The sequence below is a fragment of the Halomicrobium sp. HArcel3 genome (assembly GCF_058933135.1).
The window spans coordinates 79,563-93,985 of record NZ_JBZYDN010000005.1; the positions used below are offsets into that span (position 1 = coordinate 79,563).

Consider the following 14,423-nt stretch of genomic DNA (forward strand, 5'->3'; position numbering starts at 1 on the left):
ATGGTCGTCGACGCCCTCGACCGCACCGTCTCGACCGTGAGCGAGCGCGCGACGGCGTTCCTGCTGTCGGCGACCGTCCCCGAACGGGACGGCTTTCTCCAGGCAGTCCACCCCGTCGCCAAGCTCGTGGGCCTGGTCGCGCTCGTCGTCGTCACCGTCGTCACCGACGACGGCCGCGCCCTCGCCGCGCTGCTCGGCCTCGCCGTCGCACTGGCCCTCGCCTCGCGCGTCCCGGTCGGCACCTTCGCCGAGCGACTCACCCTGCCGACGCTCCCGTCGCTCCTGGTCGTCGCGCCGCAAGCCGTGCTGATGGACGGCCCAGCGATGGCGACGCTCCAGCTGCCGGTCGCTCCCCTGACGGTCACCGAACCCGGCGTCGCCTACGTCGTCGCGTTCGCCGTCCGGGTCGCCGCCTGCGTGGGCTTCCTGTCGCTGCTCTTGCTGACGACGCGCTTTGCCGGCGTGCTGGCCGCGTTCCGCCGGCTCCGCGCGCCACCGCTCGCCATCACGCTCATCGCCGTCACCCACCGGTACCTGCTGCTGTTCTTCCGGGAGTTGACCAGAATGACGCTCGCCCGGCGGAGCCGCCGGTTCGCACCGGAGTCGCTGCGGTCGTCGTGGCGGACCTCCGGGTCCTTCCTCGGCACCTTCTTCCTGCGGACGTTCGAGCGAGGCGAGCGCGTCCAGCGCGCCGCGGCCGCCCGCGGCGGCACCCAGATGCGTCCCTACGCCCGGCGCCAGCCCGTGGGCGTCGCAGACGCCGGATTCGCCGCGGTGGTGGCCCTCGCCGTCGTCGGCCGGGTGATGCTCGCGTGACGGACCCGGTGATCGAGGCCCGGAACCTCGCCTACGCGTACCCGGACGGCACGGCCGCCGTCTCGGAGCTCGACGTGTCCATCGGCGCCGGCGAGCGCGTGGCTATCCTCGGCCCGAACGGCGCCGGGAAGTCGACGCTGTTGCTGTTGCTCGGCGGGTTGCTCGACCCCGACACGGGGACGGTCCGCTTCTTCGGCGAGGACCAGCCCGCAGACGACGTCCGCGAGCGCATCGGCGTCCTCACCCAGGACCCCGGCGAGTACCTGTTCAACCCCACCGTCCGCGAGGACGTGGAGTACGGCCCCTCGCAGTTCGACCTCCCGAAGGAGGCGGTCGACGAGCGAGTCAGCGCCCTCGCCGAGCGGTTCGGCCTGACTCACCTGCTGGACCGGCCCCCGTTCCGCCTGTCGGGTGGCGAACAGCGCCGTGCTGCGCTGGCGAGCGTGCTCTCGTTCGACCCAGAGGTGCTCCTGCTCGACGAGCCCCTCTCGAACGTCGACGGCGCGAACCGGGCGGAACTGCTGGACCTGCTCGACGACCTCGTCGACGACGGCGTCACGCTCGTCGTCTCGACGCCCGACGCCGACCTCGTCCCCGCGGTCGCGGATCGGGTGATCCTCCTGGACCGCGAGGGTGAGATCGCCGCCGACGGGCCGACCCGCGAGGTGCTGACCGACGTGGCGTCGCTCCGGCGGGTCGGGCTCTCCGTCCCGACGGTCGTCGACCTGTTCGACCGGCTGGGAGTGGACGACCCGCCGATTACGATCGACGAAGCGGCCGAGAAACTGGACGATCGGTGAGTTCTGTCCGGTGGGAGTGCCAATATTGCGCACAACGTCGGTGATTTAGTCGCGACAGGGGAACCTCAGCGCAGATGAGCCACGAACGAGTACCGGCGAAAGCGGAGTCGAAGCGCGCACGGACGGGAGCGGGTGATCCGTCGTGACCGACCCGTTCGTCCCCGGCGAGGTACGGACGGACGAGGGAACGGTAACTCTCAACGAGGATCGCGAGACGACGACGGTCCGCGTCGCGAACACGGGCGACCGGCCCGTCCAGGTCGGCTCGCACTTCCACTTCTTCGAGGTGAACCGGGCGCTGTCGTTCGACCGCGCGGCGGCCTTCGGGACGCGGCTGAACGTCCCGGCGGGCACCGCGGTCCGGTTCGAACCCGGCGACGAGAAGACGGTCGACCTGGTCGCCGTCGGCGGCGAGGGGCACGTCCACGGGATGAACGGCCTGACGAACGGCGACGTCGACGACGCGACGAAGGAGCGCGCACTCCAGCGGGCCCGCGAGCGGGGCTTCGTCGCGGACGAGGACTCGACCGAGGGAGGTGAGCAGGCGTGACCCGCGACGTCGACCGGGAGTCCTACGCCGAGCTGTACGGGCCGGGCGAGGGCGACAGCGTCCGTCTCGGCGACACCGAGTTATTCGCCGCGGTCGAGCGAGACCTCCGGACGCCGGGCGACGAGGCGGTGTTCGGTGGCGGCAAGACGCTGCGGGACGGCCTGGGGCAGGCGCCGGGCGTCACCAACGCCGATGGCGCGATGGACTGGGTGATAACGAACGCGACGATCATCGACCCCGTCCTCGGCGTCGTCGCCGCGGACGTCGGTATCCGCGACGGGGAGATAGCGGGGGTCGGATCGGCCGGCAACCCTGACACGATGGACGACGTGGACCTGGTCGTCGGCCCCGGCACCGACGTCTATCCCGCCGAGGGGAAGATCGTCACCCCCGGCGCGCTGGACATCCACGTCCACTTCAACTCCGGCCAGCTGGTTGAGCACGCGCTGGCCTCCGGCGTGACGACGATGCTCGGCGGCGGCTTCGGCGGCGGTGCGACGACGTGCACGCCCGGTCCACGCAACGTCGAGCTGTTCCTCCGGGCGGCGGAGGAGTGGCCGGTCAACGTCGGCTTCTACGGGAAGGGGAACGCCTCGAAGCCAGACGCCCTCCGCGAGCAGGTCGAGGCGGGCGCCTGCGGGCTGAAGCTTCACGAGGACTGGGGCTCGATGCCGGAGGCCACCGACACCTGCCTCGACGTCGCCGAGGAGGAAGACGTCCAGGTGTGCATGCACACGGACACGCTCAACGAGGCGGGCTTCGTCGAGAACACGTTCGCCGCCCTCGACGGCCGGACGATGCACCTGTTCCACATCGAGGGCGCCGGCGGCGGCCACGCCCCCGACATCATGGCGATGGTCGGCGAGGAGAACGTCCTCCCCTCGTCGACCAACCCGTCGATGCCCTACACCGAGAACACCTTCGACGAGCACCTGGACATGGTGATGGTGTGTCACCACCTCAATCCAGACGTCCCCGAGGACGTCGCCTTCGCCGAGTCCCGCATCCGCGCCGAGACCATCGCCGCGGAGGACGTCCTCCACGACGAGGGCGCCATCTCGATGATGACGACGGACTCCCAGGCGATGGGGCGGATGGCCGAACTGGTCTGTCGAACCTGGCAGACCGCGGACAAGATGAAGCGACAGCGCGGTCCGCTCCCGGAGGACGAGGGAACCAGCGGCGACAACCACCGGATCAAGCGCTACGTCTCGAAGTACACCATCAACCCGGCCATCTCGGCCGGCATCGACGACTACGTCGGCTCGCTCGAACCGGGCAAGGTCGCCGACCTCGTCCTGTGGGACCCGGCCTTTTTCGGGATCAAACCGTCGGTGACGTTCAAGGGCGGCTTCCCGGTGTACTCGGAGATGGGCGAGGCCAACGGCTCGCTGATGACCTGCCAGCCCATCCAGCAGCGACCCCGGGCGGGGGCGATGGGGACCGCCAAGCAGGCGACGTCGATGGCGTTCGTCAGCCAGGCGGCCCACGACGCCGGCGTCGGCGAGGCCTACGACCTCCAGCAGGAGGTAGTCCCGGTCGGCGGCGCGCGCTCGCTCTCGAAGTCGGACATGCACTACAACGACTACTGCCCGGACGACGTCGAGGTGGACCCCGAGACGTTCGAGGTCCGCGTCGACGGCGAGCCGGTCACCTGTGAGCCGGCGGACACGGTGTCGCTGGGCCAGCGCTACATGCTGTGATGAGAGGAACGCCCAGTATTCCGGACACGATCTGGACGTATTTACACTATCCACAAAGGTCTTGCCCCGCCTGAGGAAATAACTCGCTGATAACAACAGATGTTCAACGAAATCGCGACTTCCGCGACCGGACGATCCAGTCGAGGCACGGAGAGCGATCAGTCGACGGGATCGCAGCGGCCGATGCGGGCGGGGTCGCGGCGGTCGATGCCGGCGGAGTCACGGAGGTGGGTATGAGCGGCGATCTAGTGCCGGGAGCCATCACCGCGCGCGGGGACGGCGTCCGAATAAACGAGGGGCGCGAGACCGCCACGCTCCGCGTCGCGAACACGGGCGACCGACCGATCCAGGTGGGGTCGCACTTCCACTTCTTCGAGGCGAACCGGGCGCTGTCCTTCGACCGCGCGGCGGCGTTCGGGATGCGCCTCGACGTGCCCGCCGGCACCGCGGTCCGGTTCGAACCCGGCGACGAGAAGACGGTCGACCTGGTCGCCGTCGGCGGCGCGCAAATCGTGACGGGGATGAACGACCTCACCAACGGGCCGATAGACGAATCGACGAAGGAGCGGGCGCTCGAACGCGCCGCGGCCGCGGGATTCGAGGGGGCCTGACCGATGCGTGACCTCTCCCCCGACGAGTACGCGTCCCTCTACGGACCGACGACGGGAGACCGGGTGCGCCTCGCCGACACCTCCCTCGTCGCCGAGGTCGAAGAGGACCGGATCACCCGCGGCGACGAGACCGTCTTCGGCGGCGGCAAGACGCTCCGCGACGGGATGGGGCTGAAACCGGGCCACACGGCCGCCGAGGGCGCGCTCGACTGGGTGCTGACGAACCTCACGATCCTCGACCCCGTGCTCGGCGTCTGCAAGGCCGACATCGGGATCAAGGACGGGCAGATCGCCGGCGTCGGTAACGCCGGCAACCCGGACACGATGGACGGCGTCGACGAGGACCTGATCGTCAGCGCCAACACCGAGGTCATCTCCGCCGAGGGGAAGATCGCGACGGCCGGCGGCCTGGACATCCACGTCCACTTCAACTCGGCACAGCTCCCGAAACACGCCATCAGTTCGGGCGTGACGACGATGCTCGGCGGCGGCGTCGGCCCCTCGACGGTCGGCATCATCACCAGCGGGAAACGGAACCTCGAACTGATGATGAAGGCCGCCGAGGAGTGGCCGCTCAACTTCGGCTTCTACGGCAAGGGCTCCTCGAACGAACCCGAGGTCATCCGCGAGCAGGTCGAGGGCGGCGCGGTCGCGCTCAAGATCCACGAGGACTGGGGCGCCACCCCGGCCGTCATCGACACCTGCCTCGAGGTCGCCGACGAGACCGGCGTCCAGGTCGCCATCCACACGGACACGCTCAACGAGTCCGGTTTCGCCGAGGACACCCTCGACGCCATCGACGGCCGGACGCTCCACGCGTACCACGTCGAGGGCGCCGGCGGCGGCCACGCCCCCGACATCATCGAGATCGTCGGGAAGCCCCACGTCCTCCCCTCGTCGACGAATCCGACGATGCCCTACACCGAGAACACCTTCGAGGAACACCTGGACATGGTGATGGTGTGTCACCACCTCAACCCGGACGTCCCGGAGGACGTCGCCTTCGCGGAATCGCGCGTCAGGACCGAGACAATCGCCGCGGAGGACGTGCTGCACGACCTTGGCGCCATCTCGATGATGACGACGGACTCCCAGGCGATGGGACGGATGGGAGAGCTGATCCCGCGCACCTGGCAGACGGCGAGCAAGATGAAGGACCAGCGCGGACCCCTCGCACTCGACGCCGAGGCCGACAACGACAACGAACGTATCCTGCGCTACCTCGCGAAGTACACCATCAACCCGGCCATCGCGGCCGGTATCGACGAGTACGTCGGCTCGCTCGAACCCGGGAAACTCGCCGACGTCGTGGTGTGGGATCCGGCCTTCTTCGGGATCAAACCCGACGTCGTGATCAAGGGCGGCTTCCCCGCGTGGAGTTCGATGGGGGAGGCCAACGGCTCGCTGATGACCTGCGAACCGGTCGAGCAGCGCCCGCAGTTCGGCGCGATGGGACGGGCCGGCGACGCGACCAGCCTCCAGTTCGTCAGCCGCCAGGCCCACGAGAACGGCCTCGCTGAGGCCTACGAGCTACAGAAGGAGGTCGTCCCCGTCGCGGACACGCGCGACCTCTCGACCGACGACTTCGTGCGGAACACGTACAGTCCGTCCGTGGATGTCGACCCCGAGACGTTCACCGTCGCGGTCGACGGCGAGCGGCTCACCTGCGACGCCGCGGACGAAGTGGCGCTCGGACAACGGTACCTACTATGAAACTCAATCCGAAAGATCAGGAACGGCTGACGGTGTTCATGGCGGCAGAGCTCGCACGACGGCGCAAGGACCGCGGCGTCGCGCTGAACTACCCCGAGACGGTGGCGTACATCTCCGACTGGGCGTTCGAACGCGCCCGCGACGGCTGGTCGGTCGCCGAGATCCGGTCGGAGGCAACGCAGTTGCTCTCCACGGACGACGTGATGGAGGGAGTCCCGTCGATGGTCGACATGATCCAGGTCGAGCCGACGTTCCCCGACGGGACGAAGCTGGTCACTATCCACGACCCCGTCCGGTCGTCGAGCGCTCGCGGGGAGAGCGGCGGTGCCGAGGAAGACGAGACGAACGAGGCCGACGACGCCAGCGCGGAGGCCGAGTCGTGAGCCTCACCCACCGGGACGTCGCCACGGTCGGCATCGGCGGCCCCGTCGGCTCCGGCAAGACCTCGCTGGTCAGCGAACTCGTCCCGGAACTCGTCGACCGCGGCCTCGACGTGGGCGTCATCGCCAACGACATCCTCACCCAGGAGGACGCCGACGCGCTGCGCGAGCGGTTCGCGGGCATCGTCCCCGAAGACCTCGTGGCCGGCGTCGAGACCGGCGCCTGCCCGCACACGGGCATCCGCGAGGACCCGTCGATGAACCTCACGCAGATCGACGCGTTTCTGGCCGACCACCCCGACCTGGACCTCGTCCTGATCGAGAGCGGCGGCGACAACCTCGCGGCGACGTTCAACCCCGAACTCGCCGACTACTCGCTGTACGTCATCAGCGTGGCGGAGGGCGAGGACATCCCGCGCAAGCGCGGCCCCGGCGTCGTCGACTGCGACCTCCTGGTTATCAACAAGACCGACCTCGCCCCCCACGTCGGCGCGGACCTGGACGTGATGAAAACAGACGCCGAATCGGTGCGAGAGGGGCCGTTCGTCACCACGAACTGCAAGACCGGCGAGGGGGTCGAATCGGTCCTCGAACACGTCACCGAGGGGGTCCTGTTCGCGTAGATGGCCGCCGACGCCCCCCACCCCGCGTTCGAACCCTACGCGGCCGAACCGGTCCCGCAGGCCCCCGTCGGCGCGCCGGGCAAGGAGGGCCGACTGGAACTGGCCTTCGCCGCCGACGAGGACGGCCAGACCCACCTCGTCCGCGACTTCGCCCGGGTTCCCTTCCACCTGAGCGGGACGCTCGGCCACGATCCACACCCCGACGCGGAGACGGTGTTCGTCCAGTCGCCGAACGGCGGCGTCGCCCAGGGCGACCGCCACACCATCGACGTCGAAGTGAAAAACGGCGGCGTCGCCCACGTCACCACCGGGAGTTCGACGAAGGTGCTCACGATGGAGCGTAACTACGCCGCCGCGGACGTCTCGCTCTCGGTGGGTTCGGGGAGCCACCTCGACTACGTGCCCGAACCAGTGATCGTCAATCCCGACGCGCGATACTACCAGGAGCTACGCCTGGACGTGGCGCCCGACGCGACGGCTGTCGTCGGCGACGTCGTCGTCCCCGGGCGTCTGGCCCGCGGCGAACGGTTCGACTTCGAACGCTACGTCTCCCGGTTCGCGTGCCACAGCGACGGCGACCTGCTGTTCGAGGACGTGACGCACCTGACGCCGGCCGACGGCGACCCGACCGCCCCCGGCGTGATGGGCGAGTATTCGGTGTACGGGACGCTGTTCGTCGTCGCGCCCGAGCGCGACGCGGCGTCGCTCTCAGACGCGATTCACGACCGGGTCGGCGATCAGACGGCGGACGCTGCGGCGGAAGCCCCGGAGAACGCCCGCGCCGCGGCGACGACGCTCCCGAACGACGCGGGCGTCGTCGTCCGCGCGCTCGGCCACCGGGCCGAGGACGTCACCGGGTTGCTGCACGCGGCCTGGGACGAGGCACGAAGCGAGTTGCTCGACGTCGGCGCCCCCGACGGGAGGAAGCTCTGATGCTCGTCGCCGACAGCTACGTCGGGAACGTCGACGAGGACTCGGACCTCGCCGAACGCCTCGACACCGATGACGCCCTGACCGTCACCGTCGACGAGACGGAGCGCCGTCGCTCCCGGTTCCGGACGACGGCCGACGACGGCACCGACCTCGGCGTGGTCGTCGGGCGCGAACTCCGGGCGGGCGACGTCCTCTCGGCCGACGGACGGCTCGTTACGGTCTCGCTCGAACCGGTCGACGCGATGGTGGTCGACCTCGGCGGCGTCGACGCCGATTCGGCCGCGGTCGCGACCGCGCTCGAACTCGGCCACGCCGTCGGCAACCGGCACTGGGATCTGGCCGTCGAGGGCCAGCGGGCCTACCTCCCGATGGCCGATTCCCGCGACCGGATGGAAGCCGAGCTCGAACCCCATCTGCCCCAGGGCGCCACGATCGGCTACGACGAGGTGAGTCCCGCGCTGTTCGACGAGGGCAGTGGTGGTGGGCACGGTCACGAAGACGGTAGTCACTCGCACAGTCACGGCGACGGCGGCCACTCTCACGACCACTCGCACGGACACGACGGCCACAGCCACGCCCACGGCGTCAGAGAGATCGACCCGGAGGGATCGTCGTGAGCGACGAGTCGACGCTGGCGGCGCTCCGGCTGGCCGACTCGGCGCTCCCTGTCGGGACCGACAGCGTCTCCTACGGCCTGGAGCAGTTCGTCGCCGAGGACCGCGTCGAGGACGCCGACGACCTCCGAGCCCTCCTGGAGACGTACCTCCGCCGTCAGCTCGGCGTCGCAGACCTGGTTGCGCTCCGGGTGGCTCACCGTAGCAGTACCGAGGACGACGTCGACGCGGTCGTGGCGGCCGACCGGCGGCTGACAGCGACGACGCTGACAGCGGAGTTCCGCGAAAGTTCCACGCGGACGGGCGAGCGGCTGCTCTCCCTCCAGCGCGAGTTGCGTGACGACACAGTTCTCGACGAGTACGCCGCCGCGGTCGAGGCGGGCGACGCGCCCGGGAACCACGCCGTCGTCCTGGGTGCGGTCGCCGGCCGCGACGGGGTCGACGCCGACGAGGCGTGCCTGGTGGCCTGTCACGGCTTCGTGACCGGCCTGCTCGGCGCCGCCCAGCGACTCCTGCGTCTCGGCCACACCGACGTCCAGCGGACGGTCGACGAGTTGCGGCCGGTGATGACGACCGCAGTCGAGGACAGCGCCGACCGCTCGCTCGACGAGATGGAGCCGTTCGCGCCGCTCGTCGACGTGGCGTCGGCCGACCACGAGCGCGCCGACCGGCGGCTGTTCGTCAGCTGATCGGCGGCGATCGGCTGGACGGCACTCGGTTCGAGAACGGCGACGTCGCGACGGCGACACTCCCCTCGCCGCAGCCGTGACGGCGGCGCTACGGAGGTCCGGAAGTCGAACATCCGTCGTATCAACGGCCCTACTTAAACTGAGTTCAGCAAGCCGTTATGGGGTAGGGCGCCATCGTCTCCGGTGTCATGTCTGAACAGTCGAACCCGGAGCTTCCGGAACTGCCGTACGACTACGATGCGCTCGAACCACACATCTCCGAGCAGGTGCTGACCTGGCACCACGATACGCACCACCAGGGCTACGTCAACGGCCTGCAGTCGGCCGAGGAGACCCTGGCCGAGAACCGCGAGTCCGGTGACTTCGGCGGCTCCGCCGGCGCGCTCGGCAACGTCACCCACAACGGCAGCGGTCACTACCTCCACACGCTGTTCTGGGAGAACATGTCCCCCAACGGCGGCGGCGAGCCCGAGGGCGACCTCGCGAGCCGCATCGAGGAGGACTTCGGCTCCTACGAGGGCTGGAAGGGCGAGTTCGAGGCCGCCGCCGGCGCCGCCGGTGGCTGGGCGCTGCTCGTGTACGACCCCGTCGCCAAGCAGCTGCGTAACGTCGCCGTCGACAAGCACGACCAGGGCGCACTCTGGGGATCCCACCCCATCCTGGCTATCGACGTCTGGGAGCACTCCTACTACTACGACTACGGCCCGGATCGGGGCAGCTTCGTCGACGCCTTCTTCGAAGTCGTCGACTGGGAGAAGGCCGCCGAAGAGTACGAGAAGTGCCTCGACCACTTCGAATAGGTCGGTAACCACCGCGCTTTTTTCGCGAATCCGGCCGTGGGCACACGGTTCGAACGCCGGCCAGCTGCGGATCGAGGAGATCGGCAGGGCCGGCCCGCTCAGTGCGCCATCGACGGTTTCGGCGGCTGGTGACGCTTGTGGCGGGTCCGTGCACACCACCGCCTGGCCCGGCGGACGACGGCCTCGTCGACGTCGACCCGCTCGGCGACGGCGGCGTCGGGTTCCTGCTCGTCGATAGAGAAGTGGAGGAGACTGTCCAGGGTCGTCTGCCCGACGCCGAGTTTCTCGGCGTCCGTGGGTTCCGCGTTCCCGGTGCGGCGCCGGGTGCCGTCGAGGATGACCTCCGGAAGGTCCATGTCCCTGGCGAGCGCCCGGATCTCGGTCCGGTAGAGGTCGCCGAACAGCGAGAGGTCGACGCCGTTCTCCCCGTACTTCGTGACGGAGCCGAGCAGGCGCTCGGTGCGGGTGACGGTGCCGACGACGAGCCGGTTCGTGGTGTTAGCGACGTAGTACGCGCAGGCCATCCGGAACCGCTCGCTGGCGTTCCCGACCGCGACGAGGTCGTCGGCCGGGGAGCCGGCCGTCCCGACGACGCGCTGGAACGCAGTGAGGAGCGGTTGCAGCGCCAGGCGCCGGTAGTCGACGTCGAGTATCGAGGCGACGGCCTCGGCGTCGCGAGCGGGCGCCTCGTCGTTCAACTGGGCGGGCATGACGAGTCCGGTCACGCGGTCGGCGCCGACCGCGTCGACGGCCAGCGCGGCGGCGACCGCCGTCTCGACGCTGCCGTCGAGTCGGACGACGAGGCCGTCCGCGTCCGCCTCGGCGACCCCGTCCTCGAGAAAGGCGGGCAGCAGTTGCTGGACCCGCCTGACTGCCGGTTTGGACGTCGCCAGTCCCGTCTCCTCCCGGGGCAGTTCGAGTATCCGTGGGTGTGTCGTCGCGTCGCTCACGTCACGCCGCTCCGTTCGCCGTGGTCGGTTCGACGGCCATCGCGACGTCGTCAGCTTCGACAGGTTCGACTGATACGTTCACGGTGAGTGTTGGGATTCCGATTCGGTATAACGGTTGCCAACAAATACCATAATCGCATTGAATCCCCTCACAATACCTATTACATAGAAAGCGATCTGTGATGTTTGAAAATAGCCGTACAGTTCTTCCCCCAGTCAGTCGAATTTCTGTCGGAAAAACGAGACTGAACGCGACGACCCAGCGTGCCCGAAACAGTGTGGATCAGTGGCAGCTGTGGGCGGTCCGAGCCGTCGCTCCGGGATGCGTGTACAGTGAAGCGCAGGCAGTGCCGTCGGCCCCCTCCGAGAGAGGCGGACCGGACGGCGACTGGCCGCTCCAGACGAACACCAGTTCGGCCGAACTGGGACGAATCGGCCGGTATATGCCGGTGATGGTGACAGGTCACGTTCTCGACGATGACACGGTACGACCGGGTTCGAGCACCAGCAGCGAGCTGCTGGCGAGTGATTTCGTCTCACGCTCGGGTCGCACCACCTCCGTGAATCATGAGAGTAACTGACTCACGCAGGGGCTTGAGTGTTTCGTACGATCTCCTAGAACACATCCCCAGTATAGAAAAGATATAACGAAGTTTGTCGAGATTTCCAGCTATTCTAAGATTTGGGTGGTGATAGATAAATACACGTCAGATTGTGTAGCTCACAATGAGACCGCCGAGACAGCCGGTATCACCGCCGGGTGTCTCGTCGTGTGTGCCGGGTCAGCAGCGGCTACAAGTACAGTGTGTGAAGAAAAGCAGCCGGAAGTCGGAATCTCGATCTAGTCGGCCGTGCTCTCGACCGGCGTCGTCTCCGTGTCGCCCCCGGCCATAGGCGTCGCGAGCTTGTAGAGGCCCCACAGCAGCAGGACCACTAATCCGAGGATCACCAGCCCCGTCCGGAGGTTCGGGTCTATCAGTGGCATCGCGATCACTTCGCCCGCGTCGTTCGTCAGCGGTGCCGCCCCGTAGGGCTGGCCCGCGAGCGTCTCTATCAGTCCGAGGACGACGACACCCAGCAGTATCAGGCCGCCGCTGACCGCCATCGCCGCCCTATCGACCGTCGATTTGATCTGTGTCATTGTTTGGTCACCTCGTCAGCCGAGCAGGTACCGGAGTTTCGGACGTTGCTGTACGAACTGCAGCTTCTCGATGACGGCGTCCAGGCCGTAGTACCGCCCCGCGGCCAGGACCATGATCGTCACGAACAGCAGCAGGCCCATCAGGTCGCTGTTGACCAGCCCGTGGCCGAAGCCGGCGTTCCCGACCCAGAACAGGGTCATGAAGAACGCCCCGCCGAAGGCCGCGAGCCTGGTCAGGACGCCGGCCATGACCGCCAGGCCGATCAGCGTCTCGAACAGCGGCACGCCCGGTGCGATCAGCCACGCCAGGTTGTTCCCCATCCACACGGGGATGGGGCCGAGCGCGGTGCCCTCCATGCCCTGCATGTACATCGGCCCGTAACTGTACGCCAGGCCGTCCTCCAGCAGCTTGGTCATGCCGGCGTGGAAGAACCACCAGCCGGTGAGTACCCGGAGGATCGCCAGCCAGTACGCCGTCAACGGCCCGTCCATGGCCAACTCGAACTCGCCCGCCAGTGGGTTGGCTGTGTTAGTAGACATCTGTGTGGCTCACATGTACGACTCCGTCCTCATAGCAGGTATAAACGGGAGAGGGTTCCCGATAGCTGAAAATCCGGGTAGATGGGTTAAGTGTGGACTTCTTCACTGGGGGTGTAGGCCACAGACGACCATCGCTTGACAGCTGGCCTACCTCTGGCGGTTTTCCTGTCGGTAGCCAGATATCACGAGGTGACGCTCTTCCCGGGGCGTGAGAACGACGCTCACGCTTGAAGGTGTGTCCAGGAGAAGTCGCTAGTAGATGCAGCGGTCGTATCACTGGGCCCGGGCGTCCCGGTCTCCGGGCCACGAACCAGGCGTTCCACGCACGAGCCGACACCATGACACTTCACGACACACTCACCCCACTGATCGCCGTCGTGACGACCGTCGCGGTCGTCATCGGCGCGACGATAACGGTTCTCGCCTTTCGAGCCGCAGATAGACACACGTCCCGGGCGCTCCGGCTGTTCAGCTACGGGTTCGGCGCCATCACCCTCGGGCTGCTCGTCGGCGGCGTCGGCGGCCTCGTGGTCGGTCTGGACGTCGAGCGAACCCTGCTGATCCAGGGCGCGCTGGTCGCCCCCGGATTCGTGCTGTTGCTCCGGTCGCTGTACAGCATCCCGCGGTCCGTCAGCGCGTAGTCGAGCACGGCCGCGAAAGTGGAAAAGGAACGGAGCGGAAAGGGGCGCGGAAACGGGAACGGAGCGGAAACGAGTGCAAACCGCCGGTTCTCAGGTCACCTCCCGGGTTCGTCACTCACTCCCGTCGAGAAACGCGGAAATTCGTCGCGCGGAGTCCGCCAGGAGCGGGACGTCGTCGGTGAACACCTCGACGGCGACCGTCCCGTCGAAACCGGCGAGGTGTTCGGTGACGAGGTCGTACTCGATTTCGCCCGCGCCGAGCGGGAGGTGGGTGTCGCCGCGCCCGCGGGCGTCGTGGACGTGGAGGTGGGAGACGAGGTCGGCGTACTCGCCGAGGAACCTGTCGACGCCGTCGTCGCCGTCCTCCATGTAGGCGTGGCCGACGTCGAAGCAGACGGCCGTCCCCGTCTCCTGCGCGATGTCACCGAGGACGGAGAGCTGTACCCCGCGGGCCTGGTGGCCGACGTTCTCGACGACGACCTCGACGCCGGCGTCCGCGCCGGCGGCGGCGATGGCCGAGAGCTGGTCGGCGAACACCGGGCGCTGGTCGGTATCGTGCGGGTTCCGCATCGTCGCGTGGAGGACGGCCTTTCTCGCCCCGAGCGAGCCCGCCCACTCGAGCAGTTCCGACTGGTAGTCGACGATGGCGTCGTCGATCTGTGGAATCGCCGTCGCGACGACCTGGTCGAACGGGAGGTGGACACAGAGGTCGGCTTCGACGGCCGCCAGTGCCTCGCGGATCCGTGCCTCGTCCGTCTCGGCCGGAACGAGCGCCGACTCCCCGACCGAGAGTTCGACGAACGAGAAGCCGTCGCCGGTCGCTTCCAGCCGTTCGATCGAGTCTCCTACCGTGAGTCCGACGTCCATGGGATCACGATAGTCCCGACGGGCCTTATGTGGTCGCCAGGGCGACGAACCC

17 protein-coding genes are annotated in these 14,423 nt (G+C 68.3%); 13 read left to right on the forward strand and 4 right to left on the reverse strand.

Features of this window, described 5'->3' with window-relative positions; genetic code table 11:
* The 12 genes from cbiQ to sod all read left to right on the forward strand — a co-directional run bounded on the left by cbiQ (window position 1) and on the right by sod (window position 10,232).
* Window positions 1-816, forward strand: coding sequence for a cobalt ECF transporter T component CbiQ (cbiQ, locus tag AC5FRV_RS13895; RefSeq protein WP_493561682.1), 816 nt, complete (start codon window positions 1-3; stop codon window positions 814-816).
* Entirely contained in the window at window positions 813-1,616 is an 804-nt protein-coding gene (locus AC5FRV_RS13900; protein ID WP_493561683.1) for an energy-coupling factor ABC transporter ATP-binding protein, read from the forward strand. Before cbiQ ends, AC5FRV_RS13900 begins: the two co-directional genes overlap by 4 nt.
* A gap of 142 nt (window positions 1,617-1,758) precedes the next feature.
* Window positions 1,759-2,166 carry an urease subunit beta gene (locus tag AC5FRV_RS13905; RefSeq protein WP_493561684.1) on the forward strand — a complete coding sequence of 136 codons (408 nt, stop codon included), beginning with the start codon at window positions 1,759-1,761 and terminating at the stop codon, window positions 2,164-2,166.
* On the forward strand, window positions 2,163-3,869 hold the full coding sequence (gene ureC / locus AC5FRV_RS13910; protein ID WP_493561685.1) for an urease subunit alpha: 1,707 nt from the start codon (window positions 2,163-2,165) through the stop codon (window positions 3,867-3,869). Before AC5FRV_RS13905 ends, ureC (AC5FRV_RS13910) begins: the two co-directional genes overlap by 4 nt.
* Before the next feature lie 233 nt (window positions 3,870-4,102).
* A complete protein-coding gene (locus tag AC5FRV_RS13915; RefSeq protein WP_493561686.1) occupies window positions 4,103-4,480 on the forward strand; it encodes an urease subunit beta in 378 nt (125 codons plus the stop codon).
* 3 nt (window positions 4,481-4,483) lie between these two features.
* Window positions 4,484-6,193, forward strand: a complete 1,710-nt coding sequence (gene ureC / locus AC5FRV_RS13920) for an urease subunit alpha (protein ID WP_493561687.1) — start codon at window positions 4,484-4,486, stop codon at window positions 6,191-6,193.
* Window positions 6,190-6,576 carry an urease subunit gamma gene (locus tag AC5FRV_RS13925; protein ID WP_493561688.1) on the forward strand — a complete coding sequence of 129 codons (387 nt, stop codon included), beginning with the start codon at window positions 6,190-6,192 and terminating at the stop codon, window positions 6,574-6,576. The genes ureC (AC5FRV_RS13920) and AC5FRV_RS13925 overlap by 4 nt, the downstream gene beginning before the upstream one ends.
* On the forward strand, window positions 6,573-7,196 hold the full coding sequence (gene ureG / locus AC5FRV_RS13930; RefSeq protein WP_493561689.1) for an urease accessory protein UreG: 624 nt from the start codon (window positions 6,573-6,575) through the stop codon (window positions 7,194-7,196). Before AC5FRV_RS13925 ends, ureG begins: the two co-directional genes overlap by 4 nt.
* Window positions 7,197-8,129 (forward strand): urease accessory protein UreD, encoded by a 933-nt coding sequence (locus AC5FRV_RS13935; protein WP_493561690.1) that lies wholly within the window; start codon window positions 7,197-7,199, stop codon window positions 8,127-8,129.
* A complete protein-coding gene (locus AC5FRV_RS13940; RefSeq protein ID WP_493561691.1) occupies window positions 8,129-8,746 on the forward strand; it encodes an urease accessory protein UreE in 618 nt (205 codons plus the stop codon). The genes AC5FRV_RS13935 and AC5FRV_RS13940 overlap by 1 nt, the downstream gene beginning before the upstream one ends.
* Window positions 8,743-9,432: an urease accessory protein UreF gene (locus AC5FRV_RS13945; protein WP_493561692.1), complete on the forward strand. Its 690-nt coding sequence runs from the start codon at window positions 8,743-8,745 to the stop codon at window positions 9,430-9,432. The genes AC5FRV_RS13940 and AC5FRV_RS13945 overlap by 4 nt, the downstream gene beginning before the upstream one ends.
* A gap of 188 nt (window positions 9,433-9,620) precedes the next feature.
* Window positions 9,621-10,232 carry a superoxide dismutase [Mn] gene (gene sod / locus AC5FRV_RS13950; RefSeq protein ID WP_493561693.1) on the forward strand — a complete coding sequence of 204 codons (612 nt, stop codon included), beginning with the start codon at window positions 9,621-9,623 and terminating at the stop codon, window positions 10,230-10,232.
* Window positions 10,233-10,330: 98 nt separating this feature from the next.
* Here sod and nadE read toward each other — a convergent pair whose 3' ends face one another.
* The 3 genes from nadE to AC5FRV_RS13965 all read right to left on the reverse strand — a co-directional run bounded on the left by nadE (window position 10,331) and on the right by AC5FRV_RS13965 (window position 12,863).
* Entirely contained in the window at window positions 10,331-11,182 is an 852-nt protein-coding gene (nadE, locus tag AC5FRV_RS13955; RefSeq protein WP_493561694.1) for an NAD(+) synthase, read from the reverse strand.
* Between the two features lie 841 nt (window positions 11,183-12,023).
* Complete coding sequence (locus tag AC5FRV_RS13960) at window positions 12,024-12,323, reverse strand: hypothetical protein (RefSeq protein WP_493561695.1); 300 nt, start codon at window positions 12,321-12,323, stop codon at window positions 12,024-12,026.
* A 15-nt stretch (window positions 12,324-12,338) separates the two neighbouring features.
* Entirely contained in the window at window positions 12,339-12,863 is a 525-nt protein-coding gene (locus tag AC5FRV_RS13965; RefSeq protein ID WP_493561696.1) for a DoxX family protein, read from the reverse strand.
* 338 nt (window positions 12,864-13,201) lie between these two features.
* On the opposite strand from AC5FRV_RS13965, the gene AC5FRV_RS13970 reads away from it, so the two are divergent.
* Entirely contained in the window at window positions 13,202-13,504 is a 303-nt protein-coding gene (locus AC5FRV_RS13970) for a DUF7521 family protein (RefSeq protein WP_493561697.1), read from the forward strand.
* A 111-nt stretch (window positions 13,505-13,615) separates the two neighbouring features.
* Here the strand turns inward: AC5FRV_RS13970 and AC5FRV_RS13975 are convergent, their stop codons facing one another.
* Complete coding sequence (locus tag AC5FRV_RS13975; protein ID WP_493561698.1) at window positions 13,616-14,371, reverse strand: sugar phosphate isomerase/epimerase family protein; 756 nt, start codon at window positions 14,369-14,371, stop codon at window positions 13,616-13,618.
* Between the last annotated feature and the right edge of the window lie 52 nt (window positions 14,372-14,423).